We start from the raw sequence: 21,723 nt of genomic DNA on the forward strand, positions 1-21,723 counted from the left end.
GTAGTGTATGCCAATGAAGTCTACGGGACGTCGGGCCATCCGCACGAGATCGTGGCCCCGCTGCTCGAGCTGAGGCAGCAGGCCGGTGCGCTCATCATCGTTGCCAACGAGCTCTACAGCGACGGCATACACTACGGGCCAGAGACCGACCGCTTTCTGCGCGATCTCGCCGACCTCGCCGCGGCGCTCAGCGCCGCCGCCAGTTCGCTTGCCTCATCGGGAGTGAGCTCGATGACGAGGCGGCCGCCCCCCTCGCTCGGGATGCGCATGACGATTCCGCGTCCCTCTTTCGTGGCCTCCAGCGGGCCGTCACCGGTCCTCGGCTTCATCGCTGCCATGTACCGCTCCTTGTCCCTTTTTCGTCTGCACGCGCGTGCCGCGCGGCAGTGACACCCCCATTTTAGCCGGAATCGTGCCGAATCACACGACGGGCGCGGAGCTCAGCGGCCGAGGGCGAAGCGGACGGCCTCTTCGGGCTCGTCCACGAGGTGAATGAGATCGAGCTCGGCTTCATCGAGGGTGCCCTCGGCGACCATGGATCCGGCGACCCAATCGACCAGTCCGCGCCAGTAGTCGCTGCCGACGAGGACGATCGGGAAGGAGTGGATCTTCGATGTCTGGACGAGCGTGAGCGCTTCGAAGAGCTCGTCCATCGTGCCGAAGCCGCCGGGCATCGCGATGAATCCGGAGGAGTACTTGACGAACATGGTCTTACGGGCGAAGAAGTAGCGGAAGTTGATCCCGATGTTCACCCAGGGGTTCATCGACTGCTCGTGCGGGAGCTCGATGCCCAGCCCGATCGACTTGCCCCCTGCGTCCCAGGCCCCCTTGTTCGCCGCTTCCATCGCCCCGGGACCGCCACCGGTGATGACTGCGACGCCCTCGTCGACGAGGAGCCTGCCGATCTCATAGGCGATCGTCCAGTACTTGGAGTCCTCACGGGTGCGCGCCGAGCCGAAGACGGATACGGCCGGGCCGACTTCGGACAGCGCGCCGAAGCCCTCGACGAATTCGGCCTGGATGCGCAGGACGCGCCAGGGGTCCTCGTGCAGCCAGTCGGCGGATTCCTGCGCTTCGAGGAGGCGCGTGTCCGAGGTCTCCTCGGGGATCGCGGTGCCGCGCAGGATCACGGGGCCGCGCTGGTAGGTCCTGCGGGTCGGCTGATCGGAGGTCATTCCTTCTCCTTGTCGTCGAGCCAGGCGAGGAGCGCGTCCAGGCACCTGGTCATGTCCGCCGCGGGTGCGGCTTCTTCGTCGGTATGGGCGAGCAGGGGGTCGCCGGGGCCGAAGTTCACCGCGGGGATCCCGAGATCGAAGAATCGCGCGACGTCCGTCCACCCCTGCTTGGCGACGACGCGCAGTTCCTCCCCGTGCGCCTCGGCGATGGCGCCGGCGTGGGCGATGAAGTCGCGGGCGATCGGCGAATCGGCTCCCGGCCGCGCGCCCGGGGAGCGGTCGTCGACTTCGATCCGCGCCCCTGTTCCCGCGAAGTACGAGGTGACGAGGGCGATCGCCTCGTCCGTGCTCTTGGAGGGGGCGAAGCGGTAGTTGATGACGAGCTCGACCTCGTCAGGCACGACGTTCTTCGCCTTCCCGCCCGAGACGGCGACGACAAGGAGGGACTCGCGGTAGTCGAGGCCGTCGACGTTGACGGTCGGGTTGCCGAAGGAGGCGATCCTCGAGATGACGGGCGCGGCCTTGTGGATGGCGTTGTCGCCGCGCCACGAGCGCGCGGAATGGGCCGCTTTCCCCGGGATCGTCGCGATGACCCGAACGCTCCCGTTGCAGCCGCCTTCGATGTGCGCCGAGGTCGGCTCTGCGAGGATCGCGAAGTCGGCGCCGAGGAGGCCCGGGTGATTGCGCATGAGACGGCCGAGGCCGTTGAGGCTCGCCTCGACCTCCTCATGGTCGTAGAACACCCAGGTGACATCGTGCTTGGGCGCCGTGAGGAGGAGGGCCGCGCGCAGGGCGACGGCGACGCCTCCGAGCATGTCGACCGCTCCCCTGCCGCGCACGGTGTCGATCCCGTCGACGAGGCAGCGCACGGCGGGGACGTTGCCGGCGATCGGGACGGTGTCGAGGTGACCGGCGATGAGCACGCGATGCACTCGTGCGAGGCGGGTCCTCGCGACGATCGCATCCCCGTCGCGCAGGACTTCGAGGTGGGGGGCGCGTCGGAGGCGGGCCTCGATGGCATCGGCGATCGCCTTCTCATCTCCGGACACCGAGGGGATGTCGATGAGATCGCAGGCGAGGTCGACGACGTCGTCGGTTCGCAGTTCTCGGACCACGCGGCTCCTCTCGCTCCATCGCGCGGTTGATCGGCGGACCGGGCGACGCCGCCAGGATACGCGTTCGGGGCCCTGCGCGCCGTTCTCACGCATCTTCCGGATCCGGCTTCCGGCTCGGAGCGCGCGCGGCGGCTACCCTTGTCCTCATGACTCTTCCTTCTCAGATTCGCGCAATGGTCGATGATTCCGTGCGGGCGCTGCGCCCCCTGCTCGACGGGATCGTCCCGGATGTCCTCCTCGTTCCCGGTTCGGGCTGGGGTTCGGCCGCGCATTCGATCGGCCGTGAAGTCCTTTCGGTTCCGGCGGCCTCGATTCCCGGTTTCGCGGACTCGCCGGTCGCCGGTCACACGGCCCGGATCCAGCTGCTCGCACTCGATCATGAGGACGGGCGCCCCTTCCACGCGCTGCTGCTGCCCCGGACGCACTTCTACGAGGAGCGCGGAGCCGATGCCGTCGCGCACGCGGTACGGGTCGCTGCGGCCCTCGGCATCGCGAGGGCCATCCTCACGAATGGATGCGGATCGACGAATCCCCGGATCGGGCCGGGTTCCGTGGCCCTCATCGCCGATCATGTCAATCTGACGGCCGCGACCCCCCTGCACGGGGCGAGCTTCGTCGATCTCTCCGACGCGTATTCGCCCCGTCTCAGGGGCCTCGTGAACTCGGTGGATCCGACGATCCTCGAGGCCGTGTACGCCCAGTTCCCCGGGCCCCAGTACGAGACGCCCGCGGAGGTGCGCATGGCGGTCGCGCTCGGCGCCGACCTCGTGGGCATGTCGACCGCCCTCGAGACGATCGCGGCGCGCGAGGCCGGGCTGGAGGTGCTGGGGCTGTCCCTCATCACGAACGCGGCGGCGGGTACGACGCCGGGCGAGTCCCTGTCGCACGAGGAGGTGCTCGAGCAGGGCGCATCCTCGAAGGAGCGTCTCGCCGAACTGCTCGCCCGCATCGTCCGGGTGTGGCCGAGGGACTGAGCCGGGGGCTAGTGCGCCGAGGGGACGAGGGCGAAGAGGACGCGCCTCCAATGGCCCAGGGCCGGTCTGGCCGAGTCCGCTCCGAGGAGGAACTCGTCGGGGCCGAGGGTGAAGACCCGGCCCGAGGAGGGTTCGAAGACCGCGTAGCGCGCTGGCGCGCCCTCGTGGGCGAGGATGAGGACGACGTGGCGGGGGATGAGCGCGCTCAGGGCCGTCCGCGCCCCGCCCGTGTAGACGGGCACGTCCCATCCTGAGGCGAGGGCCGTGTCGATCCGGGCGCGCAGGCCCGGGCCGTTGAAGGCGATGCGGTGTCGACGGCCCGTGGCGTGGCGCGCGAGGCGCGCGAGCGCCCAGGGCGAGGTGCCCAGGGCCTGGGGCCAGGGGGTCCCGACCCTGGCCGCGAGGGCGTGGAGGCGCTTCTGCTCGGCCTCGACATCCGCGTCGGGGTCGAGGTAGTGAGGATCGGCTCCGGCGCGCGCCGCCAGGAGCGATAGGACCGCGATCCCGCAGGTCGTCGGGTCGACTTGCGCCGGGTAGGTGCGGGGAGCGGGCTCTTCGCTGGCGGGGAGCGGCGCTCGCGCGGGGTAGGGGCTGATCATCGGGCGCCCTCCTTCAACGGGTCCCCCGCCGGTGATACGCATGGGGCGGGCCGCTCACGCGGCCCGCCCGAAGACATGCGATCGGCAGGAGCGGGGTCACTCCGCCTCGACGGCGGGGGCCTCTTCGGCCTCTGCCTCGATCTCGGTGACGACGACGATGTCCTGCTCGGGGTCGAGCTCGGACTCGACGCCGGAGGGGAGGACGAGATCGGCGGCGCGGATGACGGTTCCCGCCTCGATGCCGGTCACGTCGACCTCGATCGACTCGGGGATGGCGGTCGCCGAGGCCTTGACGGTCACGGTGTGCTCTTCGACCGTGGCCTGGGTGCCGGGGGCCGGCTCGCCGACGACGACGATCGCGACCTCGACGTCGACCTTCTCGCCCGCCTTGACGGCGAGGAAGTCGGCGTGGAGGAGGTTGCGGGACACGGGGTGGCGCTGGACGTCCTTGACGAGGACGAGCTGGCTCTTCCCGTCGATCTTGAGGTCGACGAGGGCGTTCTTGTTGCCGCGGACGATGAGGAAGAGGTCGTGCCCGGGGACGTCCACGTGGACCGGCTCGCCGCCGTGTCCGTAGACGACGGCGGGAACGAGGCCGGCGCGGCGGGCGCGGCGGGCAGCTCCCTTGCCGAACTCGGAACGGGTCTGCGCGTCAAGAATCGGGGTGTCGCTCATGAGATGCCTCCTGTTGTTCTGGGTCTTCCGCTTCGGCGCGATGAACCTCAAGGAGGTGGATTCCCCTTCGGCCCTGTCGATCACGGCGGATACAGATCCGCCCTCGCCGGAGCAACCCCTTGAGGGTACCCGACGAGGGCGGCCGAGTGCGAGTCAGTCGAAGAGGGATGTGACCGATCCGTCTTCGAAGACCTCCTTGATCGCGCGCGCGAGGAGCGGGGCGATCGAGAGGATCGTGAGATTCGGGAATCGCTTCTCCGGCGGGATCGGTAGCGTGTCGGTGACGACGACCTCATCGGCCCCGCATTCCGTCAGTCGGCGGACGGCCGGCTCGGAGAGGATGCCGTGGGTGGCGGCGATGATGACCTTCTGGGCTCCGGCGTCATTGAGGACCTTGACGGCCTCGGTGATGGTGCCCGCCGTGTCGATCATGTCGTCGACGAGGATGCACTGCTTGCCTGCGACATCGCCGACGACGCGGTTCGCCACCGCGACATTCGGCCGGGTCGTGTCGCGCGTCTTGTGGACGAAGGCCAGCGGGACCCCGCCGAGCTTGGAGGACCACTTCTCGGCGACGCGGATGCGGCCGGCGTCCGGGGAGACCATGACGGTGTTCGACAGGTCGAGGCGCGAGCGCACGTAGTCGACGAGGACCGGCATCGCGAAGAGGTGATCGACGGGGCCGTCGAAGAAGCCCTGCTCCTGCGAGGCGTGCAGGTCGACGCTCATGACGCGGTCGGCGCCGGCGGTCTTGTACAGGTCGGCGACCAGGCGGGCCGAGATCGGCTCGCGGCCCTGGTGCTTCTTGTCCTGACGCGCGTAGGGGTAGAAGGGCGAGACCGCGGTGATGCGCTTGGCGGAGGCGCGCTTCGCGGCGTCGATCATGATGAGCTGCTCCATGAGCCACTTGTTGATCGGCCCGGTGTGGGACTGGAGGACGAAGACGTCGGCGCCGCGGACGGACTCGTTGAAGCGGACGTAAATCTCACCGCTCGCGAAGTCGTAGGCGGTCACCGGCGAGACCCCGCACCCGATCTCCTCACCGACTTGCTGGGCGAGCTCGAGATGCGCCCTGCCTGAAACGAGGACGAGGCTCTTCTCCCCGCTGGTCACCAATCCGCTCATGCGGTGTTCCTCCCCTTGCCCTGAGAACCCGGCGGGTCAGTCCGATTCGGGCTGCCCGATGACGCTGAATGGTGCCACCATCGTATCGGCTGGAACGCTCGCCCCGACCACCCAGGCGCTTGCGACCCGGGCGCGATCGGCCACATGCGCCGAATCGAGCGTCGTTCCGGGACCGATCTCACACCCGTTCCCGACGGTCGTGGCGCCCCGCAGGACGCTTCCGGGCCAGATCGTCGTGTCGGCGCCGATCTCGACGTCGATGCCGATCCAGGTGGATGCCGGGTCGACGATGGACACCCCCCGGCGCATGTGGCGCTCGCAGATCCTCTTGTTGATCTCGGCTCCGAGTTCGGCGAGCTGAACGCGGTCGTTGCAGCCCTGCGCCTCCCAGGGATCGGCGAGGACGAGGGCGCCCGCCGTCCGACCGGCGGGTTCGGCGGCCGCGAGCACGTCGGTGAGGTAGACCTCGCCCTGGGCGTTGTCCGTTCCGACCGACTTCAAGGTGTCGTGGAGGAAGGCCCCGTCGAAGGCGTAGACGCCCGCGTTGACCTCTGTGATGGAGCGCTCGGCCTCGTCGGCGTCCTTCTCCTCGACGATCCTGATGACGCGCCCGTCCTCGGCGCGCACGATGCGGCCGTAGCCGGTGGGGTCGGGCGCGATCGAGGTGAGGACCGTGACCGCGCGCCCCTCGGCCTCGTGGAGGTCGAGGAGGCGTTCGAGCGTGGCGGTCGAGAGCATGGGGACGTCGCCCGAGGTGACGAGGACGGGGCCGCTGATCGGGCCGTGCGCAGCGGCGAGGGCCTCGAGGGCGCACAGCACGGCCCTGCCGGTTCCGGGGATCTCATCCTGATCGGCGATGAAGGCGTCGGGCGCGACTCTCCGGATCTCCTCGACCACGAGTTCGCGTTCGTGGCGCACCACGGCGACGAGGGTCTTGGGACGGGTGCCCTGGGCGGCTCGCAGCGCGTGGCCGATCATGGACAGGCCCGCAACGGGGTGGACGACCTTGGGGACCGCCGAGAGCATTCGGGTGCCCTTGCCTGCTGCGAGGACGATGGCGGCTGCGGGGACGGTCATTGTTCGCCTTCCGTCGAGCGAGGAGGAAGGAGCGGGCGCTCCTGCTCCGCCCCCAGGACTCGAACCCGGACCAAAGGCACCAAAAACCCATGTGCTGCCGTTACACCAGGGCGGAATAGCGCTTCGATTCTGCCACAGTCAGCCCCCGTTCACCGAAAGCGCGACTTCGGGCGGCGCGAGGGCAGGGCCTCGGCCGCGGGCGAGCCGCGCCGCCCCTCGCCTCGGATCGGCCCTGCGCTCGCGTGGGATAATCCGGAGCATGGGTCAGAAGCGCACACGGATGAGCGGTTTCGCGCGCCGGGAGCAGCTCGTCGAGGTCGGGCGCTCGCTTTTCGCGCTCAAGGGCTTCGACGCGACGAGCGTCGAGGAGATCGCCGCGAAGGCGAAGGTGTCCAAGCCCGTCGTCTACGAGCACTTCGGCGGCAAAGAGGGCCTGTACGCGGTGGTCGTGGACCGTGAAGTCCAGTCCCTCGTCACCTCCCTCCACTCCTCCCTGGAGTCGTCCGATCGCCCTCGGATCCTCTTGGAGAACGCCACGCTCGCCCTGCTCGAGTACATCGAATCGAATTCCGACGGCTTCCGCGTCCTCGTGCGCGATGCGCCGAAGGATCGGACGCAGGGCTCCTTCTCCTCGGTCCTCGGCGATGTCGCGTCGAGGGTCGAGCATCTCCTGGCCGAGCAGTTCGCCAAGGGCGACATCTCGCCCGCCCTCGCCCCGCTGTACGCGCAGATGCTCGTGGGCCTCATCGCCCAGGTCGGTCAATGGTGGCTCGACGAGCGCCGCATGAAGAAGGACGAAGTCGCCGCGCACGTGGTGAACCTCGTGTGGAACGGCGTGCGGCACATGCAGCCGAAGCCGACTCTGCTCGTGTGCCAGGAGCCCGGAGCGGCGAAGGAGTGACCGAAGTCTCGACATCGAGTATCTTGAATCGCGTGAGATTCGTGGATGAAGTCGCAGGCATCGTCGCCGCATGGTCGAAGGAGCGCCCGGACCTCGACTCCTCCCCCATGCTCGTCCTCTCGCGCGTCTCCCGCCTCGCCCGGCGCCTCGACCTCGAACGGCGCAAGGCCTTCGCCGATCACGGGCTCGAGCCCTGGGAGTTCGACGTCCTGTCCTCCCTGCGCAGGGCGGGCAGCGCTTCGGGCCTGACCCCCGGCGCCCTCATGGCCGAGCTCCTCGTCTCCTCCGGGACGATGACGAACCGGATCGACCGCCTCGAATCGAAGGGCCTCGTCTCGCGCTCGCCCTCGCCCCAGGACCGGCGGGTCGTTCTCGTCACCCTCACCGAGCCGGGCCGCACGCGCGTCGACGGCGCCCTCGCTTCACTCCTGGCCTGCGAGGAGGCGATCCTCGCCCCGCTCGACGAGGAGGCGCGCGACCGCCTCGCGGATCTCCTCACCCCGCTCCTCCTCCCCTTCGAGGCCCCGGTCTGCGAGAAGGGGCGCGGGAGGGCGGCGGAGTGAGCGGATCGGAGGCGCTCGAACGACTCGAGCGGATGGAGGAGCACTACCGCAGCGCCCTCGCGCGCGTCGAAGCCGCCGAGGCGGGGCTGAAGGCGATCGAGGACTTCTTCGAGGCGATGCGCCCCCTCATGGACGCCTACGGGACGACATGGCTCGCCGACCGCGAAGCCGTCGCCGAGGAGGACGCGCCGGCCCTCGCGGTCCTGGGCGAGGACGCCGTCTGGGACCTGCACACCGACCAGCACGGACTCGCCCAGGGGATGCTGCGCCTCGCCGCCGAGCATTTCTCGCCCCGCGAGGCCTGAGGCGCCGAGCGCCCCGCCGCCGTCCGGACGGCGGCTCCTCGGCCCCCGCTCAGCGGGCGGCGTAGGACAGGCAGTCCGCGGTGGTGGCGCCCACGCGGATCGCCTCGGCGGTGCATTCGAGCGCGGAGTTGTGGACGCAGTCGGCCTTCTGGCAGGCGCCGACGAAGGGGGCCGCCGTCTCAAGACCGCCCTTGACGTTGAGCGGGACGAAAGTCGTGCAGGTCTGGGCGAAACCGACGGTGATCGCGGCGGCGCCGCAGCTCTTGGTCTTGTTGTACGAGCAGCTCTCGACGGAGCAGTCCAGGACTCGGGGCATTTCAAGGGGCATCTCGATCTCTCCTCATGATCCGGGGCCTCGATCCCATTCCTTCGAGGCGGATGATCCCATTGGAGCGCGAAAAGCGACAGGCGTCGAGAAACACTCTATTCACGCAGGTCAACACGCATTCAACACGAGTCCTCCCCGGGCCGATTCCGCACCGGGCAAGGTGCGGAATACGCGTTTTTTCCGAGCGTTTCCCTCATCTAATTCATCGAGGGCGCGGACCGCCGACCACGGGAACGCCTATTCGAGGAGTTCAGCGGCCTGAAGCCACGCGTCCTCGAGCTCGGCGATCTCGGACAGCGCGCGGGAATGCCGTGCTGACACCTCCTGAAGCTCCGGCACCGCCGAAGGATCCGAAGCGACCTCGTGCCCGAGCGCTTCCAAGCGGGCCTCAAGATCCCCCGCTTCGCTCCGCAGCCTCTCCAGGCGCCGCTCGATCCGATCCGCCTCCTTCTTCGCGGCCCGTCGCGCGGCGGCGTCGCTCAGCGCCGGGGCCTGCGGCAGCGCTTCGGCGGGCGTCGGCTGCGAGGCCTGCGCGGCCCCGCCCTCGGCCCGCAGGCGCAGGTACTGCTCGACCCCGCCGGGCAGGGCGCGGATCGTCCCGTCGCCCAACAGCGCCACCTGGTGATCGGTCACGCGCTCGAGCAGGTAGCGGTCGTGCGAGACGACGACGAGGGTCCCGGGGAAGGAATCGAGCAGGTCCTCCATCGCGGCGAGGGTATCGGTGTCGAGGTCGTTCGTCGGCTCATCGAGGAGGAGGACGTTCGGGGACGCCATGAGCAGGCGCATCAACTGGAGGCGGCGGCGCTCGCCGCCCGAGATCTCCCGGATCCGCGTGTAGGCGCGCTGACGGGTGAAGCCCATGCGCTCGGTCATCTGCGAAGCCGTGAGCTCCCTGCCCTCGACGACGCAGGTCTGCGCGACTGCTGCGACGGCCTCGACGACGCGCATGTCCGCGAGCGCGTCGAGTTCGTGCGTGTCCTGGGATAGTGTCGCGACCTCGACGGTCTTCCCCCGTTTGACGCGCCCGGAATCGGGGGCGAGATCGCCGCGGAGAAGATTGAGCAGGCTCGTCTTCCCGGCGCCGTTCACTCCGACGACGCCGACGCGTTCGCCCGGAGCGAGCCGCAGGGTCACCGAGTCGAAGATCGTGTTGAGCGAACCGTCCGGGCGCCCGAAGGAGAGGGTGACGTCTTCGAGATCGAGGACGTCCTTGCCCAGGCGCGCGCTCGCCATCTTCATGAGCTCGACGGTGTCGCGCGGCGGCGGGACGTCCGCGATGAGGGCTTCGGCGGCCTCGATGTGGAACTTCGGCTTCGAGGTGCGGGCGGGAGCGCCCCGGCGCAGCCAGGCGAGCTCCTTCGTGAGGAGGTTCTTGCGCTTCACGGCCGCGACGTCCGCCTGACGCAGGCGTTCGGCGCGGGCGAGCGTGTAGGCGGCGTAGGAGCCGTCGTAGACCTCGACGCGACCGGGGATCTGGGGCCGGTCGCCTCCGGGGTCGATGCCGGGGACAACCTCCCAGATGTGTTCGCACACCGCGTCGAGGAACCAGCGGTCGTGGGTGACCACGAGCAGCGCGCCCACGGCCCCGGGCCTGGAGAAGCGCGCATTGAGGTGCGCGGCGAGCCAGGCGACGCCCTCGACATCGAGGTGGTTCGTCGGCTCATCGAGGCAGACGACCTCGCTGGGCGCGCACAGGACCCTCGCGAGAGCGACCCTCCGGCGCTGGCCGCCGGACAGGTTCCCCACGCGGGAGTCGAGGTCGATGTCCGCCAGGAGTCCCGCGTGGATGTCGCGCACCCGGGGATCCGAGGCCCACTCGTACTCCGCCAGACCGGGGTGCACGGCCTCCACGACGGGGAGCTCCGGGTCGAAGGAGTCCTTCTGATCGAGGAGGACCACGCGCACGCCCTCGCGCTTGGTGAGAAGACCCGAGGCGGGTTCTTGAACGCCGGCGACGAGGCGCAGGAGGGTGGATTTGCCCGCGCCGTTGGGGCCGAGGATCCCGACGCGCGAGGCGTCGTCGATGCCGAGCGTGACGTCCTCGAGGAGCCTGCGCGACCCCGCGAGGACGGCGAGGGACTGCGTGCCGAGAAGATGCGCCATTTAGCGGGATTCTCCTGATTCGAGCCGGGCGCCCGGGACGGGTCCGAAAGTGGTGAAGGCTCCGGCGACCGAGTCGAGCCCCGCCAGGGCCGAGGCGATCGCGCGCGCCGATTCGGCATCGGCTGCGAGCGCCCCGATCGAGGGGCCCGAGCCGGAGAGCAGGACGGCGAGCGCGCCCGCCTCCTCGGCGGCCGCGATGGTCCGGCCGAGCTCGGGCCGGAGGCGCAGGGCCGTGTCCTGAAGATCGTTGGACAGGTGGGGGGCGAGTTCTGCGGCCCCGCCCGTGAAGGGCAGCGCGCGGATCCTCGAGGGGTCGGGCAGATCGCGCCACCGGCCCGCCGGGCCCCCTGCTCGATCGAGCGCGCGGAAGACCTCCGGAGTGGACAGGCCCTCATGCGCGAGTGCGATCGCCCAATGATGACGGGCCTCGGCTCCGCCCCGGTCCAGGGACTCCATCTCGTCGCCGCGCCCGGTGCCGAGCGAGATCCCCCCGGCCAGGCACGCAGGGACATCGGCTCCGAGTGTCCGTCCGATGAGTTCGAGGCGCTTCGCATCGAGGCCGAGCCCCCACAGCGCATTGCAGGCGACGAGGGCGGCGGCGGCGTCCGCCGAGCCCCCGGCCATTCCCCCGGCCATGGGGACGCGCTTGTCGACCTCGATCTCGATGCCCGCGGCCGTCGCGGCCCAGGGGCCGGCGGCGGCGAGCTTCTGAAGGATCCGCGCCGCCCGGTAGGCGAGGTGCGTCGTCGGGTCGAGGTCGCGCATCGCCCGGGTCGTGAGCTCATCGACTGAGCCGTCGGGCCGGTGGGCCGTGGTGGTGACCCTGATCCCGGGGGCGCGGCTCGTGCGGACGCGAACGGTTTCGCGCAGGTTCAGCGCTTCGAAGACGGTGACGAGCGAGTGATAGCCGTCCTCGGCGGGGGCTCCGGCGCGGAGTGCGAGATTGATCTTCCCGGGCGCGGAGGCGGTGGCCTCACGCATCGGCTTCCTCCGAACGCGCGCGCCTCGGGTCGATGCGGCGCGGCAGGAGCTCGGCGGCGCGGAGCTCGAGGACTGCGCGGCCGAGCGCGACGAATTCGTCGACGTCGAGGGTCTCCCCGCGCCGGCCCGGGTCGATGCCCGCCCGCTCGAGGAGGAGGCCCGCTCCCCCGGCCGAGCCCGCCCAGTTCTTCAGGGCGGCGCGCAGCGTCTTGCGGCGCTGGCCGAAGGCGACGTCGCAGACCTCGAAGGTCGCGCGCCGGAGCGGCTCATCGCCGCGGGGCTCGGCCGAGCGCGAGATGCGCACGAGGGCGGAGTCGACGTTCGGAACCGGCCAGAAGACGGTGCGCCCGATCGTTCCGGCCCGTTCGACCCTGCCGTACCACCCGGCCTTGACCGAGGGGACGCCGTAGGTGCGCGATCCCGGGGCCGCGGCGAGCCTGTCGGCGACTTCGGACTGGACCATGACGAGGAGATCGGTGAGCGAGGGGAAGGACTCGAGCATGGCGAGCAGGACCGGTACTGCGACGTTGTAGGGCAGGTTCGCGACGAGTTTCGTCGGCGCGGGCCAGTCGACCCCGAAGTCCTCGACCCCCCTGAGCGCCGTCGCGTCCATCGTCACCACGTGGAAGCGCTCGGCCGCTTCGGGCATGCGCGAGCGCACGGTCTCGGGCAGGGCCGCGGCCAGAGGGGGGTCGATTTCGACGGCGCGAACCCTGGCGCCGGCCTCCAGGATCGCAAGGGTGAGGGAGCCGAGTCCGGGCCCGACCTCGACGACCTCGTCGCCCGCCTCGACGCCGCCAGCCCTGACGATCCTGCGGACGGTTCCCGCGTCGTGGACGAAATTCTGACCGAGGACCTTCGTCGGCCGGATGCCGAGCGCGTCGGCGATCGCCTTGACCTCGATCGGGCCGAGGAGGCCCGAGTCCGAAGGCACGGCCCCTTCGGGCAGCTTCGGATCGAGACGGGAGGCGGGAGTGTTCTTCGAGGATCGGGTCACGAGTGAAGTCTAGTGGCTCGGGGCTCAGTACCAGCCGACGGCGTTCGAATGCCCCCAGGCCGAGCACGGCGTGCCGTAGCGGCCCGCGATGTAGCCCAGGCCCCAGGTGATCTGGGTGGCCGGGTTCGTCTGCCAGTCGGCGCCGGCGCTCGCCATCTTCGAACCGGGGAGGGCCTGCGGGATCCCGTACGCGCCCGAGGAGGCGTTCTGGGCGTACGGGTTCCAGCGGGATTCGCGGTTCCACAGGTTGACCAGGCATTGGAATTCGGCGTCCGACCATCCGCGGGCGGCGACCTGGATGTGCGCGATCTCCTGGGGGTCCTGGCCCGTGTAGGTCACGCTCATCCCCGCTTTGAGCGCTGCGCCCGCCGCTTTGATCTTGTCGGACTGCTCGCTCATCGCGTTGATGAGGGCTTCAACGTCCGCTCGCGAGGACAGGGAGCCGATCGGGGCCTTGTAGGCGGTGTAGGGGAAGCCGTTCTCGTCCGTTCCGGATTCGAGGCTCGCCTTCGGGTCGACTCCCGCGAGGAGGAGGGCCTCGGGCGTCGCCTTCTTCGTGCCCGTGGAGCGGATCTGGTCGAGGGGCTGGACGAGGGTCTCCTCGCCGGTGGTCGCCGATGAGGTGGCGACCCCGTCGACGGTCTCAGCCCACTGGGTGCGCGCGGCGAGCCCGTCGGAGCCGGGGCGGGTGATCTTCGATTCGCCTTCGAAGAGGTCGGGGCTCTCCTCCTCGATCTCGGTGAAGGGGATCGTGACCTCCCCGGACGACTCCCCGCGCACGACGCGGGAGACGCGCACCTCGAGCGATCCGCCCTCGCCCGCGGCGAGGGCGACGCGATCGATGGGATGGAGGGCCACTCCGGCCTTCTCGACGATCTCGTCGACGCTCTCCCCGCCCTCGGCCCGGGCCCGCCGCTCCAGGCCGTCCGCGAGGACGGTGACCTCGCGGGAGCGCGAGACGACGGGGAGGGCCTCGCCCCGGGCGCCGGAGCGATCGGCGGCGAGGGCGACGGAGTCGCCGAGGGCGGCGGTGTCGGCGAGGACCGCATCGGCGCTGGCCGAGGTCGACCAGACGGTCCTCTCGGCGCCGTCGACCTCCAGGGTGTAGGGGTGCGCGGTGCGCACGATGACGGTGCCCCCGTCGGGGACCCGCGAATCGAGGGCGGGCTGGACGAGGTCGTGCGCTCCGACTTCGACGCCGGTCGAGCTCAGGAGCGAAGCGACGGTGCCGCCCCACGCGGTGACCGGCATGGAGACGCCGTCGACTTCGAGGGTCGCCTCAGCGCGCGAGCTGGCGACCGCCCCCGCGGCGACGAGGACGACGGCCGCGGCGCTCGCGCACGCGCTCGTCAGAACGGCGCGGCGGCTCGGGGTGAAGGAGCGGTGCTCCTGGCGCCTCCGGCCGAGCGGATGCTCCGATCGGTGGTGATCCACTGCGGGTGCTCCTTCGGTTGGACGCGTCAACGGTACGCGATGAATGGACGCGGCGCCGAAACGTCAACGGGTCGATGTGAACAGGGGCGCTGAAGGCGGTGCGCCGGCCCGCGCATGAGGGCCGGCGCACCGTTTCAGCTCATTCGGGGCGGCTCAGTACCAGCCCTTCGCGCTCCACGAGGCCAGAGCGCCGCACGGGGTTCCGTAGCGCCCTGAGATGTATCCGAGGCCCCAGGTGATCTGGGTGGCCGGGTTCGTCTGCCAGTCGGCGCCGGCGCTCGCCATCTTCGAACCGGGGAGGGCCTGCGGGATCCCGTAGGCGCCCGAGGGGTTGGCGGCGCTGACGTTCCAGCCGGACTCGTGGTTCCACAGGGTGACGAGGCACTGGAATTCGGAGTCCGACCATCCGCGGGCGGCGACCATCTCCTGAGCGATGGCCTGCGCGGAGCCCGGCGAGTAGGAGACGGCCGGGGCGCTGGCGGCGGCCGCTGCGGCCGCACTCGCCGCGCTCTGGGCGCTCGGCGCCTCCTGCTCCTTCTTCTTGGTCCCGACGGCGACGATCTTCGCGACCGGTTCGGTCACCTTCTTCGCCATGGGCACGTTGAGCACGATCTTCCCGTCGATGCTGTGGCGGTAGTAGGTCGTCAGCGTCTGGCCGTCCTGCCCCTCCTGCAGCACCTTCGTCTCGCCCTCGTAGAGGGAATCGTCGCTGCGCTCTTCGGTGGTGAAGGGGATCGGGGTGGCGACGTCGACGTCGCCGTGGAGGATGCGCGTCACCTTGACCGAGGTCCGCCCCGCTTCGAAGACGAAATCGACCGTATCGAGGTCCCCGAGTGAGATGCCCGCCTTCTCGAGGAGCACGTCGACGGTGTCGCCCGCCTTCGCGTCGACGGTGGTCGTCGCCCCGTCGGCGAGGATCGCGACGGGACCGTCGACGGAGATCACGGACATCTCACGGCGGAGCGTGGAGCGATCAGCGGCCATGACGGCCGAACCGGAGGCGGCGATCGAGTCGAGGACGCCGTCGATCGAATCAGCCGTCGACCACGCGGTCTTCGTCTCGCCGTCGAGGGTCACCTCGTAGGGGCTCGCCGATCTCACGACGATAGTCTGCCCGTCGGCCACGTGCGCGTCGGTCGCCGGCGCGACGAGGTCGTGCGCCCCCACCTCGACGCCCGCGGAAGCGAGCGCCCCATCAACGGTCAGGAAGAATCCGTCGACGGGCCTGGACACGCCGTCGATCTCGAGAAGGACTTCGTGGTGGGCGGCGGCCACGGCGGTCCCGGCGGTCGCAGTCATCATGAGGGCGAGTGCCGAGGCTGTGGCGACGACGGTGCGTCGTGAGGGGTGAAGATTCACGCGACTCCAGACTTCGTAGGTTCCGCCTCGCATCCGCGGGGGCTCCCCTAGGGGAATCCCCGGATCCCGGCGGACTGACTCCCCTACCGTAATCAATCCGTGACCCTTCGCGCTCGATTTCGTGACGCCTATCACCGCGAATGCTAAGGCGCGCCCCGGCAATCGCGGTCCGCGCGCCCTCGTCACCAGTCGCCGTAGACGCGCCTGGAATTCTCCATGAGCTGGGCGCACGCCAGATCCTCGCGAAGATCCCAGAGCTCGGCGATCCGGCGGACGCTGTGGGCCATCGCATAGGAGGCGTTCGGGGATCCCCTGTGCGGAACGGGCGTGAGATAAGGGGCGTCCGTCTCCACGAGGACGAGTTCGCGGGGCATCTCGATGAGCGCCTCGCGCAGGTGGGCGTTCGCCGGATAGGTGATGGGGCCGGCGAAGGAGGCGTAGAAGCCGCGTTCGGCGAGTTCACGCGCGAACTGCGCGTCACCGGAGAAGCAGTGGAAGACGACGGGGACATCGATGCGGCCGGCGCGATCGAGGACCTCGAGGCAGTCGGCGTGCGCCTCGCGGTCGTGGATCTGCAGGGGCAGTCCCTTGCGCACCGCGAGGTCGATGTGAGCGGCGAAGGAGCGCTTCTGGGCCTCGCGGCCGGGTTCGGCCGTGCGGAAGTAGTCGAGCCCCGATTCGCCGACCGCGACGACCATCGGGTTCTCCACCGCCTCCTCGAGGACGGCGAGCGCCTCATCGAGGGGGATGTGATGATCGCTGAGCCGGGGAGTCAGCCCGTCCGGGGAGGGGTCGACGCAGCCTTCGTGGAGGGCGGCCTCATTGGGGTGCAGGGCGAGGGCGACCCGCACGCCCTCGTACGCCGAGGCGACCCCGATCATGGGGGCGAATTCGGGGAGTTCGCAGGCGCTGGTCACCTGCCGGGAGACCCCCGCTGCGCGCGCCCTGGCGATCTGCTCGTCGAGGGGCATCGCGACGCCGTCCGCCCTCGGGATCTGGGCCGGGACGACCGGCAGGTGCGTGTGATTGTCCATGACCTCGCCGTCGAGGGGGCGGGGCGCTTCGGGCCAGGTCCGCGTCCTGCGCGCCATGTCACCGCCCCTTCCGGCCGACGCGGGGGATGGGCGCGCGCTCGGCCCGGAAGGCGTTCACCGGGTCCTCCTCCGCATATCCGAGCGCGAAGCCCGTGATGAGGCGGTAGTCCTCCGGTACGTCGAAGAAGCGGTCCCCGGGGCCCCGCCAGATGGCGAGCGTCCCGAGGGCGCAGGAGTCCACTCCCCTGGCCTTGGCCGCGAGGAAGATGTGCCCGAGGAGGATCCCCGCGTCCATCGCGGAGAAGGGCATGAGGCCCTCGTGGACGTAGAGGAGCCCGATGACGGGAGCGGAGAAGGCTTCGACGTTCCTGCGGCTCCACGCATCGCGCGCCGCCGCGTCGTCCCGCCCGATGCCGAGCTCGGCGTAGAGCGCCTTGCCGAGCCGCACCGAGCGCTCCCTGAGCTCGTCCGGGTAGCGTCGGCGCACCTCGAAGTCCCCGTCGGCGCGAGGGCCGGTCCCGGCCTCGGCGTCGAAGGCCTCGCAGTAGGCGGCGCGCAGCGCATCGGCATCCTCGCCCGCCGCGAGTGCGAGCCGGTAGGGACGGGTGTTGGACCAGCTGGGCGAGGCGCTCGCGTCCTTCAGGATCGCGTCGAGCACCTGCGGGGCGACCGGGCGGTCCGAGAAGGCGCGCACCGAGTGCCGTTCGGCTGCGAGGCGGGAGAAGGAAGGTGCGGAATCCTCGTTCGTCATGCCTCCAGCCTACGTCGGGGCGCCGAGGACGCGCCGCTCAGCGGTGGACGAGGGCGGTCGCGACGCGTTCGGCCTCCGCCTCTCCGCGCAGGAGGGCGACCAGGGCGATCCCGAGCTCGAGGGCGGTCCCCGCTCCGCGGCTCGTGAAGATCCGCCCGTCGAGGGCGACCGGCGTGAGAACCGTATGCGCACCGGCGTCTTCGAGGACGTTCATGAATCCGGGATTCGCCGTTGCGGTACGGCCCGCGAGGTGTCCGCGTTCGGCGAGGATCGAGGGCGCGGCGCAGATCGCGGCGATCGGCAGGCCGGCTCGGGCCCGACGGTCGATCTCGGCTCCGATGACGGGGTTCGCCGAGAGGTTCGTCGTTCCGGGCATTCCCCCGGGGAGGAAGAGGATCGCGTAGGAGGCGAGGTCGGCGTCGTCGAGGGCGAGGTCGGAGCCGATCCTCACCCCGTGCGAGGAGACGACGTCGGCGGTGCCCTCGACGGAGATGAGGTCTGCGCGAACGCCCGCGCGGAAGAGCGCGTCGACGACTGCGAGGGCTTCGACCTCCTCGAAGCCGGGGGCGAGGAGGACCCCCACGGAGGCATCGGTGGCGGGTTCTGCCGGAGCGGGCATCTGTCCTCCTCATCGGATCGGCGGCGCCTTAGAGGTTACTCGCTTCTCAGCGCTTCGACGGGGTCCTCCTTCGCGGCCTTGCGGGCCGGGAGGAGACCTGCGATGAGTGTGAGGATGATGGAGACCGCGATGAGGATCGCCCCGGCGCTCGCGGGCAGCTGGGCGATGTCGGCGACCTCGAGCTTCGCTTCGACGATGACGTTCGCGATGAGGGTCAGGACGAGGGTGATGCCCACGCCGATGAGCCCTGCGAGGAGTCCGACGATGAAGGTCTCGGCGTTGAAGACGCGCGAGATGTCCTTCTTCGAGGCTCCGATCGAACGGAGGATGCCGATCTCCTTCTTGCGTTCGAGGACGGAGATGAGGGTGATGATCGCGATCATGATCGAGGAGACGACGAGCGAGATCGACACGAAGGCGATGAGCATCCATTTGATGATGTCGATGATCCGGGTGACCGAGCTCATGAGGAGCCCGACCATGTCGGTGTAGGCGACGACCCTCGCCTCGTCCCCGGCGGCCGTTGCGGCCTCGTTGTAGCCCTCGATGATCGCCTTGACGGCGTCCTTGTCCGCGAAGGTCGTGGGATAGATGTTGATCTGCGAGGGCGCGCCGGGATCGGCCCATCCGAGCTTCGTGAGGTTCGTGTCGTAGGTGGTCGGCGTCGTCGACATCATCGTCGACAGGAGGCGCTGGAGGTCCTCGGGATCCGTGTTCGTCCGGAACGCCTGCGCGAAAGCGGATTCGTCGACGGTGAATGCGGATGCGAGGGAGGAGGCGAAGCCGCCCATCGCCCGTTCCATCTGCAGTGCGATCGCGTTCTGGATCTGAGTCATCATCTGCGACATCGCCTTCGCCATCGTCTGGGAGAGCGAGTCCGAGATCATCTGCGAGATCTGAGAGGAAAGGGCGGTGGCGAGCTGCGTCGCGAGGGAGCGTCCGATCGACTCCGCGAGTTCGGCGGAGGCCCGGGAGGCGACTTCGCGCAGTGCCCGGTCCTCGCCGAGGGCGGTGGCGAGCTTCGCCGAGAGCACCTCGGTATTGACGACCTCGCCGGAGTCGAGGGCCTCCTCGAGGCGGGCCCGCACTTCGGGGCTCGAGATGTAGGCGGTGGCGAGCCCCAAGGGGTCCGCATCGGGCGCCCCGTCGCCGTCCGTGTCGGAATGCGCGGCGTAGTAGTCGAGGAAGCCCTGGATGATCTCGGCGCTCGTGCCCGCGAGCGCTTGACCCGCCGTCGGCGGGATCGCGCCCTCGGAGAGCGCCTTCGAGACGATCGAAGCCCAGTCGATCTCGCCGAGCTCGGGGTAGCGGGCGGCGAGGCCGGCGAGGTCCAGGTCGGCGGGCGCGATCGCCGAGGGGTCGATCGCCGAGGAGAGGTCGGTGTTCCCGAGGGCGGAGAGGTCGAGGCCGGGCATTGAGAAGGCGCCCGGATCGATGGCGCTGAGGTCGAGGGCGGACAGGTCGAGTCCGGACAGATCCATCTGGAGTGCGTTCGGGTCGACCCTGAAGGCCGTTCGCAGGGCGTTCGGGTCGATCGTGAAGAGGGAGGACAGGTCGAAGCCGGGCTTCGTCGCGTCATCGAGTTCGTCGAAGCGCTTCCCGGTGAAGACGTCGGTGAGGGGATCGGCGATCTGGGCTTTGACGATGTCCGAGGAGGCGGCGCTTCGCATGACCTCCTCGGTGAGCTCGGGGGTGTAGGCGAGCCCCTGTCCGATGATCGTCGTGTCCGCTTCCTTCGCGGCGACGATGCCCGTGACGGTGAGCGTCTGTCCCTTCGCGATCTGTTCGCTCATGTAGCTCCGGTCTTCGGAGCGGTCCACCCACACCGCGTGCTCCGAGTCGTAGGTGTAGAGCGAGGAGGCCGGGACGAGGGAGAAGCTCGTGCCGAGGATCGAGTCGTAGTCGTAGTTCGCGACCGCGTCATCCGTTCCGCCCTCGTCCCCTGAAGCGTCCTCAGCCGCGCGGCCGGGGCCGCCCGCGCCCGAGTAGTAGGACTCCATGAGCTCGTCGAGCTCGGCGTGGTCCTTGAGGCCGAGGGTGTACTCGAGGAGGTCGCTCATCGCCCGGTCCGAGTCGACGACGAGGACGAGGTCGTGCGCGTCCTTCGGCCAGGATCCGGCGAGCACCGTGTAGGCGTCCTCGTAGAGCTTCGCGTTCGCGGGGAGCTGGGTGAAGGCGTCCATCTGGATGTAGGAGGAGAAGGGGCTGACCCGGGAGGCCGTGGAGAGGGTCGAGAAGGCCTGATCGGGGTTGAGGCGGACGATCCCCTTCGAGGTGTCCTCGCGGTAGACGAGGGGCTTGGCCCCGTAGGCGTACTCGATCGCCGCGACGTGGTCGAAGATCCGTCCCCCGTCGGCGTCGAAGTAGGTCTTGAGGGAGGCGAGGTCGTTCTTCGATCGGGATTGGGCCATCGCGGCGAAGGCCGGGCGCGCCGCGACCTTCCCGGACTGGGCGCTCACCGCTTGGGCGTCCCGGACGGCGCTTTCCATCATCGCGCTCATGTCGACGCCGGACTCGGTGATCGACAGGGGGTAGGAGGTGAGGGCGTCCTCCTCGGTCGCGGCGATGTAGGCGTTCACCCCGTTGGCGAGGGCGAGGATCGCGGCGATCCCGATGATGCCGATCGACCCGGCGAAGGAGGTCATGAGGGTGCGCCCCTTCTTCGTGAGAAGGTTCTTCCCCGAGAGGGACAGGGCCGTCAGCGGCGACATGGAGGTCCGTTTCGCGGCCCTTCCCTCGCGCCGGTCCTTAGCGCCCGGGATGAAGGGGCGCGAGTCCGAGAGGATCTTTCCGTCGGCGAGCTCGACGATCCGGGTCGCGTAGCGTTCGGCGAGTTCGGGATTGTGGGTGACCATGATGACGAGCCGGTCGCGCGCCACTTCGCGCAGGAGGTCCATGACCTGCACGGAGGTCTTCGAGTCCAGGGCGCCCGTCGGTTCGTCGGCGAGGACGATCTCCGGGTCGTTGATGAGGGCGCGGGCGATCGCGACGCGCTGCATCTGTCCGCCGGACAGTTGCGAGGGCCGTTTGCCGACGTGCTCGGCGAGTCCGACCCGTTCGAGGGCGTCGAGGGCGCGGCGCTTGCGCTCCTTGGGGGAGACGCCGGACAGGGTGAGGGCGAGCTCGACGTTGCCGAGGACCGACTGGTGCGGAATGAGGTTGTAGGACTGGAAGACGAATCCGATCCGGTTGTTCCGGTAGGCGTCCCAGTCGCGATCGCGGTAGTCCTTGGTGGAGATCGAGTCGATGACGAGGTCGCCGGAGTCGAAGTGGTCGAGGCCGCCGACGATGTTGAGCATGGTCGTCTTGCCCGACCCGGACTGGCCGAGGATCGCGACGAATTCGTTGTCGCGGAAGGCGAGGTCCACGGAGTCGAGGGCGACTTGCGTGAGTGATGCCGTCGTGTACGCCTTGGTGATCCCTCGCAGTTCCAGCATGGCTCCCACCCTAGCCCCAGGCGGAACTCTCACGCCCCGCCCTCCCCCCCCGGCCGAGGTCATCACCTTTCCGCCTCGAGATCATCACCTTTCCACCTCGAGATCATCACCTTTCCGCCTCGAAAGCATTACCCCGCAGCGATCCGCCGAGGATGCAATGATCCGGGTCGC

Annotated in this window: 20 protein-coding genes, 1 tRNA gene and 1 pseudogene; 4 read left to right on the top strand and 18 right to left on the bottom strand. The window is 69.7% G+C overall.

The features are described from left to right. Positions 1-179: 179 nt before the first annotated feature. The 3 genes and pseudogenes from ACQY7V_RS02945 to dapE all read right to left on the bottom strand — a co-directional run. Positions 180-338 (bottom strand): annotated as a pseudogene (locus tag ACQY7V_RS02945) (DUF3117 domain-containing protein); the annotation flags it as partial. A gap of 102 nt (positions 339-440) precedes the next feature. Further along, on the bottom strand, positions 441-1,175 hold the full coding sequence (locus ACQY7V_RS02950) for a TIGR00730 family Rossman fold protein (RefSeq protein WP_428638833.1): 735 nt from the start codon (positions 1,173-1,175) through the stop codon (positions 441-443). Next, a complete protein-coding gene (gene dapE, locus ACQY7V_RS02955) occupies positions 1,172-2,290 on the bottom strand; it encodes a succinyl-diaminopimelate desuccinylase (RefSeq protein ID WP_428638835.1) in 1,119 nt (372 codons plus the stop codon). The genes ACQY7V_RS02950 and dapE overlap by 4 nt, the downstream gene beginning before the upstream one ends. Before the next feature lie 146 nt (positions 2,291-2,436). Between dapE and ACQY7V_RS02960 the strand changes: the two genes are divergently transcribed. Further along, entirely contained in the window at positions 2,437-3,264 is an 828-nt protein-coding gene (locus ACQY7V_RS02960; protein ID WP_428638837.1) for a purine-nucleoside phosphorylase, read from the top strand. 8 nt (positions 3,265-3,272) lie between these two features. On the opposite strand, the gene ACQY7V_RS02965 is transcribed toward ACQY7V_RS02960, so the two are convergent. From ACQY7V_RS02965 to ACQY7V_RS02985, 5 genes are all read right to left on the bottom strand, one after another. Then, the gene (locus ACQY7V_RS02965) at positions 3,273-3,863 is read right to left on the bottom strand and encodes a hypothetical protein (protein ID WP_321082243.1); all 591 of its coding nucleotides are present in this window, start codon (positions 3,861-3,863) and stop codon (positions 3,273-3,275) included. A gap of 96 nt (positions 3,864-3,959) precedes the next feature. After that, positions 3,960-4,538 (bottom strand): 50S ribosomal protein L25/general stress protein Ctc, encoded by a 579-nt coding sequence (locus tag ACQY7V_RS02970; protein ID WP_321082244.1) that lies wholly within the window; start codon positions 4,536-4,538, stop codon positions 3,960-3,962. Between the two features lie 153 nt (positions 4,539-4,691). After that, positions 4,692-5,663, bottom strand: a complete 972-nt coding sequence (locus ACQY7V_RS02975; RefSeq protein ID WP_154478052.1) for a ribose-phosphate diphosphokinase — start codon at positions 5,661-5,663, stop codon at positions 4,692-4,694. A gap of 36 nt (positions 5,664-5,699) precedes the next feature. Next, positions 5,700-6,740 carry a bifunctional UDP-N-acetylglucosamine diphosphorylase/glucosamine-1-phosphate N-acetyltransferase GlmU gene (locus tag ACQY7V_RS02980; RefSeq protein WP_428638840.1) on the bottom strand — a complete coding sequence of 347 codons (1,041 nt, stop codon included), beginning with the start codon at positions 6,738-6,740 and terminating at the stop codon, positions 5,700-5,702. A gap of 44 nt (positions 6,741-6,784) precedes the next feature. Then, positions 6,785-6,855, bottom strand: a tRNA-Gln gene (locus ACQY7V_RS02985). 144 nt (positions 6,856-6,999) lie between these two features. On the opposite strand from ACQY7V_RS02985, the gene ACQY7V_RS02990 reads away from it, so the two are divergent. The 3 genes from ACQY7V_RS02990 to ACQY7V_RS03000 are packed head-to-tail and all read left to right on the top strand — an operon-like array spanning position 7,000 to position 8,509. Next, positions 7,000-7,641: a TetR/AcrR family transcriptional regulator gene (locus ACQY7V_RS02990; protein WP_184451986.1), complete on the top strand. Its 642-nt coding sequence runs from the start codon at positions 7,000-7,002 to the stop codon at positions 7,639-7,641. Between the two features lie 32 nt (positions 7,642-7,673). Continuing rightward, entirely contained in the window at positions 7,674-8,204 is a 531-nt protein-coding gene (locus tag ACQY7V_RS02995) for a MarR family winged helix-turn-helix transcriptional regulator (protein WP_303773667.1), read from the top strand. Beyond that, positions 8,201-8,509, top strand: coding sequence for a DUF4298 domain-containing protein (locus tag ACQY7V_RS03000; protein ID WP_321057032.1), 309 nt, complete (start codon positions 8,201-8,203; stop codon positions 8,507-8,509). The genes ACQY7V_RS02995 and ACQY7V_RS03000 overlap by 4 nt, the downstream gene beginning before the upstream one ends. Before the next feature lie 49 nt (positions 8,510-8,558). On the opposite strand, the gene ACQY7V_RS03005 is transcribed toward ACQY7V_RS03000, so the two are convergent. The 10 genes from ACQY7V_RS03005 to ACQY7V_RS03050 all read right to left on the bottom strand — a co-directional run bounded on the left by ACQY7V_RS03005 (position 8,559) and on the right by ACQY7V_RS03050 (position 21,552). Continuing rightward, positions 8,559-8,837: a DUF1540 domain-containing protein gene (locus ACQY7V_RS03005; protein WP_154478042.1), complete on the bottom strand. Its 279-nt coding sequence runs from the start codon at positions 8,835-8,837 to the stop codon at positions 8,559-8,561. 237 nt (positions 8,838-9,074) lie between these two features. Further along, positions 9,075-10,940, bottom strand: coding sequence for an ABC-F family ATP-binding cassette domain-containing protein (locus ACQY7V_RS03010; RefSeq protein ID WP_428638843.1), 1,866 nt, complete (start codon positions 10,938-10,940; stop codon positions 9,075-9,077). Then, positions 10,941-11,921 (bottom strand): 4-(cytidine 5'-diphospho)-2-C-methyl-D-erythritol kinase, encoded by a 981-nt coding sequence (locus ACQY7V_RS03015; protein ID WP_428638845.1) that lies wholly within the window; start codon positions 11,919-11,921, stop codon positions 10,941-10,943. After that, the gene (gene rsmA / locus ACQY7V_RS03020; protein WP_321082248.1) at positions 11,914-12,918 is read right to left on the bottom strand and encodes a 16S rRNA (adenine(1518)-N(6)/adenine(1519)-N(6))-dimethyltransferase RsmA; all 1,005 of its coding nucleotides are present in this window, start codon (positions 12,916-12,918) and stop codon (positions 11,914-11,916) included. The genes ACQY7V_RS03015 and rsmA overlap by 8 nt, the downstream gene beginning before the upstream one ends. Before the next feature lie 24 nt (positions 12,919-12,942). Beyond that, positions 12,943-14,352, bottom strand: coding sequence for a ubiquitin-like domain-containing protein (locus ACQY7V_RS03025; RefSeq protein WP_428638847.1), 1,410 nt, complete (start codon positions 14,350-14,352; stop codon positions 12,943-12,945). Between the two features lie 153 nt (positions 14,353-14,505). Then, positions 14,506-15,711: a G5 domain-containing protein gene (locus tag ACQY7V_RS03030; protein ID WP_428638849.1), complete on the bottom strand. Its 1,206-nt coding sequence runs from the start codon at positions 15,709-15,711 to the stop codon at positions 14,506-14,508. Between the two features lie 182 nt (positions 15,712-15,893). Beyond that, the gene (locus tag ACQY7V_RS03035; RefSeq protein ID WP_184451975.1) at positions 15,894-16,802 is read right to left on the bottom strand and encodes a TatD family hydrolase; all 909 of its coding nucleotides are present in this window, start codon (positions 16,800-16,802) and stop codon (positions 15,894-15,896) included. 1 nt (position 16,803) lies between these two features. Next, complete coding sequence (locus tag ACQY7V_RS03040) at positions 16,804-17,496, bottom strand: nitroreductase family protein (protein ID WP_184451973.1); 693 nt, start codon at positions 17,494-17,496, stop codon at positions 16,804-16,806. 37 nt (positions 17,497-17,533) lie between these two features. Then, on the bottom strand, positions 17,534-18,115 hold the full coding sequence (locus ACQY7V_RS03045; RefSeq protein ID WP_320658241.1) for a DJ-1 family glyoxalase III: 582 nt from the start codon (positions 18,113-18,115) through the stop codon (positions 17,534-17,536). 35 nt (positions 18,116-18,150) lie between these two features. Next, on the bottom strand, positions 18,151-21,552 hold the full coding sequence (locus ACQY7V_RS03050; protein WP_428638852.1) for an ATP-binding cassette domain-containing protein: 3,402 nt from the start codon (positions 21,550-21,552) through the stop codon (positions 18,151-18,153). Positions 21,553-21,723: the final 171 nt, after the last annotated feature.

Source organism: Schaalia sp. (assembly GCF_050312375.1).
GTDB lineage: Bacteria > Actinomycetota > Actinomycetes > Actinomycetales > Actinomycetaceae > Pauljensenia > Pauljensenia hyovaginalis.

Excerpts from the sequence above, each read along its gene's own strand:
- ACQY7V_RS02950 (WP_428638833.1), bottom strand. The coding sequence starts at position 1,175 with ATGACCTCCGATCAGCCGACCCGCAGGACCTACCAGCGCGGCCCCGTG.
- ACQY7V_RS02960 (WP_428638837.1), top strand. The coding sequence starts at position 2,437 with ATGACTCTTCCTTCTCAGATTCGCGCAATGGTCGATGATTCCGTGCGG.
- ACQY7V_RS02965 (WP_321082243.1), bottom strand. The coding sequence starts at position 3,863 with ATGATCAGCCCCTACCCCGCGCGAGCGCCGCTCCCCGCCAGCGAAGAG.
- ACQY7V_RS02970 (WP_321082244.1), bottom strand. The coding sequence starts at position 4,538 with ATGAGCGACACCCCGATTCTTGACGCGCAGACCCGTTCCGAGTTCGGC.
- ACQY7V_RS02975 (WP_154478052.1), bottom strand. The coding sequence starts at position 5,663 with ATGAGCGGATTGGTGACCAGCGGGGAGAAGAGCCTCGTCCTCGTTTCA.
- ACQY7V_RS02980 (WP_428638840.1), bottom strand. The coding sequence starts at position 6,740 with ATGACCGTCCCCGCAGCCGCCATCGTCCTCGCAGCAGGCAAGGGCACC.
- ACQY7V_RS02990 (WP_184451986.1), top strand. The coding sequence starts at position 7,000 with ATGGGTCAGAAGCGCACACGGATGAGCGGTTTCGCGCGCCGGGAGCAG.
- ACQY7V_RS03005 (WP_154478042.1), bottom strand. The coding sequence starts at position 8,837 with ATGCCCCTTGAAATGCCCCGAGTCCTGGACTGCTCCGTCGAGAGCTGC.
- ACQY7V_RS03010 (WP_428638843.1), bottom strand. The coding sequence starts at position 10,940 with ATGGCGCATCTTCTCGGCACGCAGTCCCTCGCCGTCCTCGCGGGGTCG.
- ACQY7V_RS03015 (WP_428638845.1), bottom strand. The coding sequence starts at position 11,921 with ATGCGTGAGGCCACCGCCTCCGCGCCCGGGAAGATCAATCTCGCACTC.
- ACQY7V_RS03035 (WP_184451975.1), bottom strand. The coding sequence starts at position 16,802 with ATGGCGCGCAGGACGCGGACCTGGCCCGAAGCGCCCCGCCCCCTCGAC.
- ACQY7V_RS03040 (WP_184451973.1), bottom strand. The coding sequence starts at position 17,496 with ATGACGAACGAGGATTCCGCACCTTCCTTCTCCCGCCTCGCAGCCGAA.
- ACQY7V_RS03045 (WP_320658241.1), bottom strand. The coding sequence starts at position 18,115 with ATGCCCGCTCCGGCAGAACCCGCCACCGATGCCTCCGTGGGGGTCCTC.
- ACQY7V_RS03050 (WP_428638852.1), bottom strand. The coding sequence starts at position 21,552 with ATGCTGGAACTGCGAGGGATCACCAAGGCGTACACGACGGCATCACTC.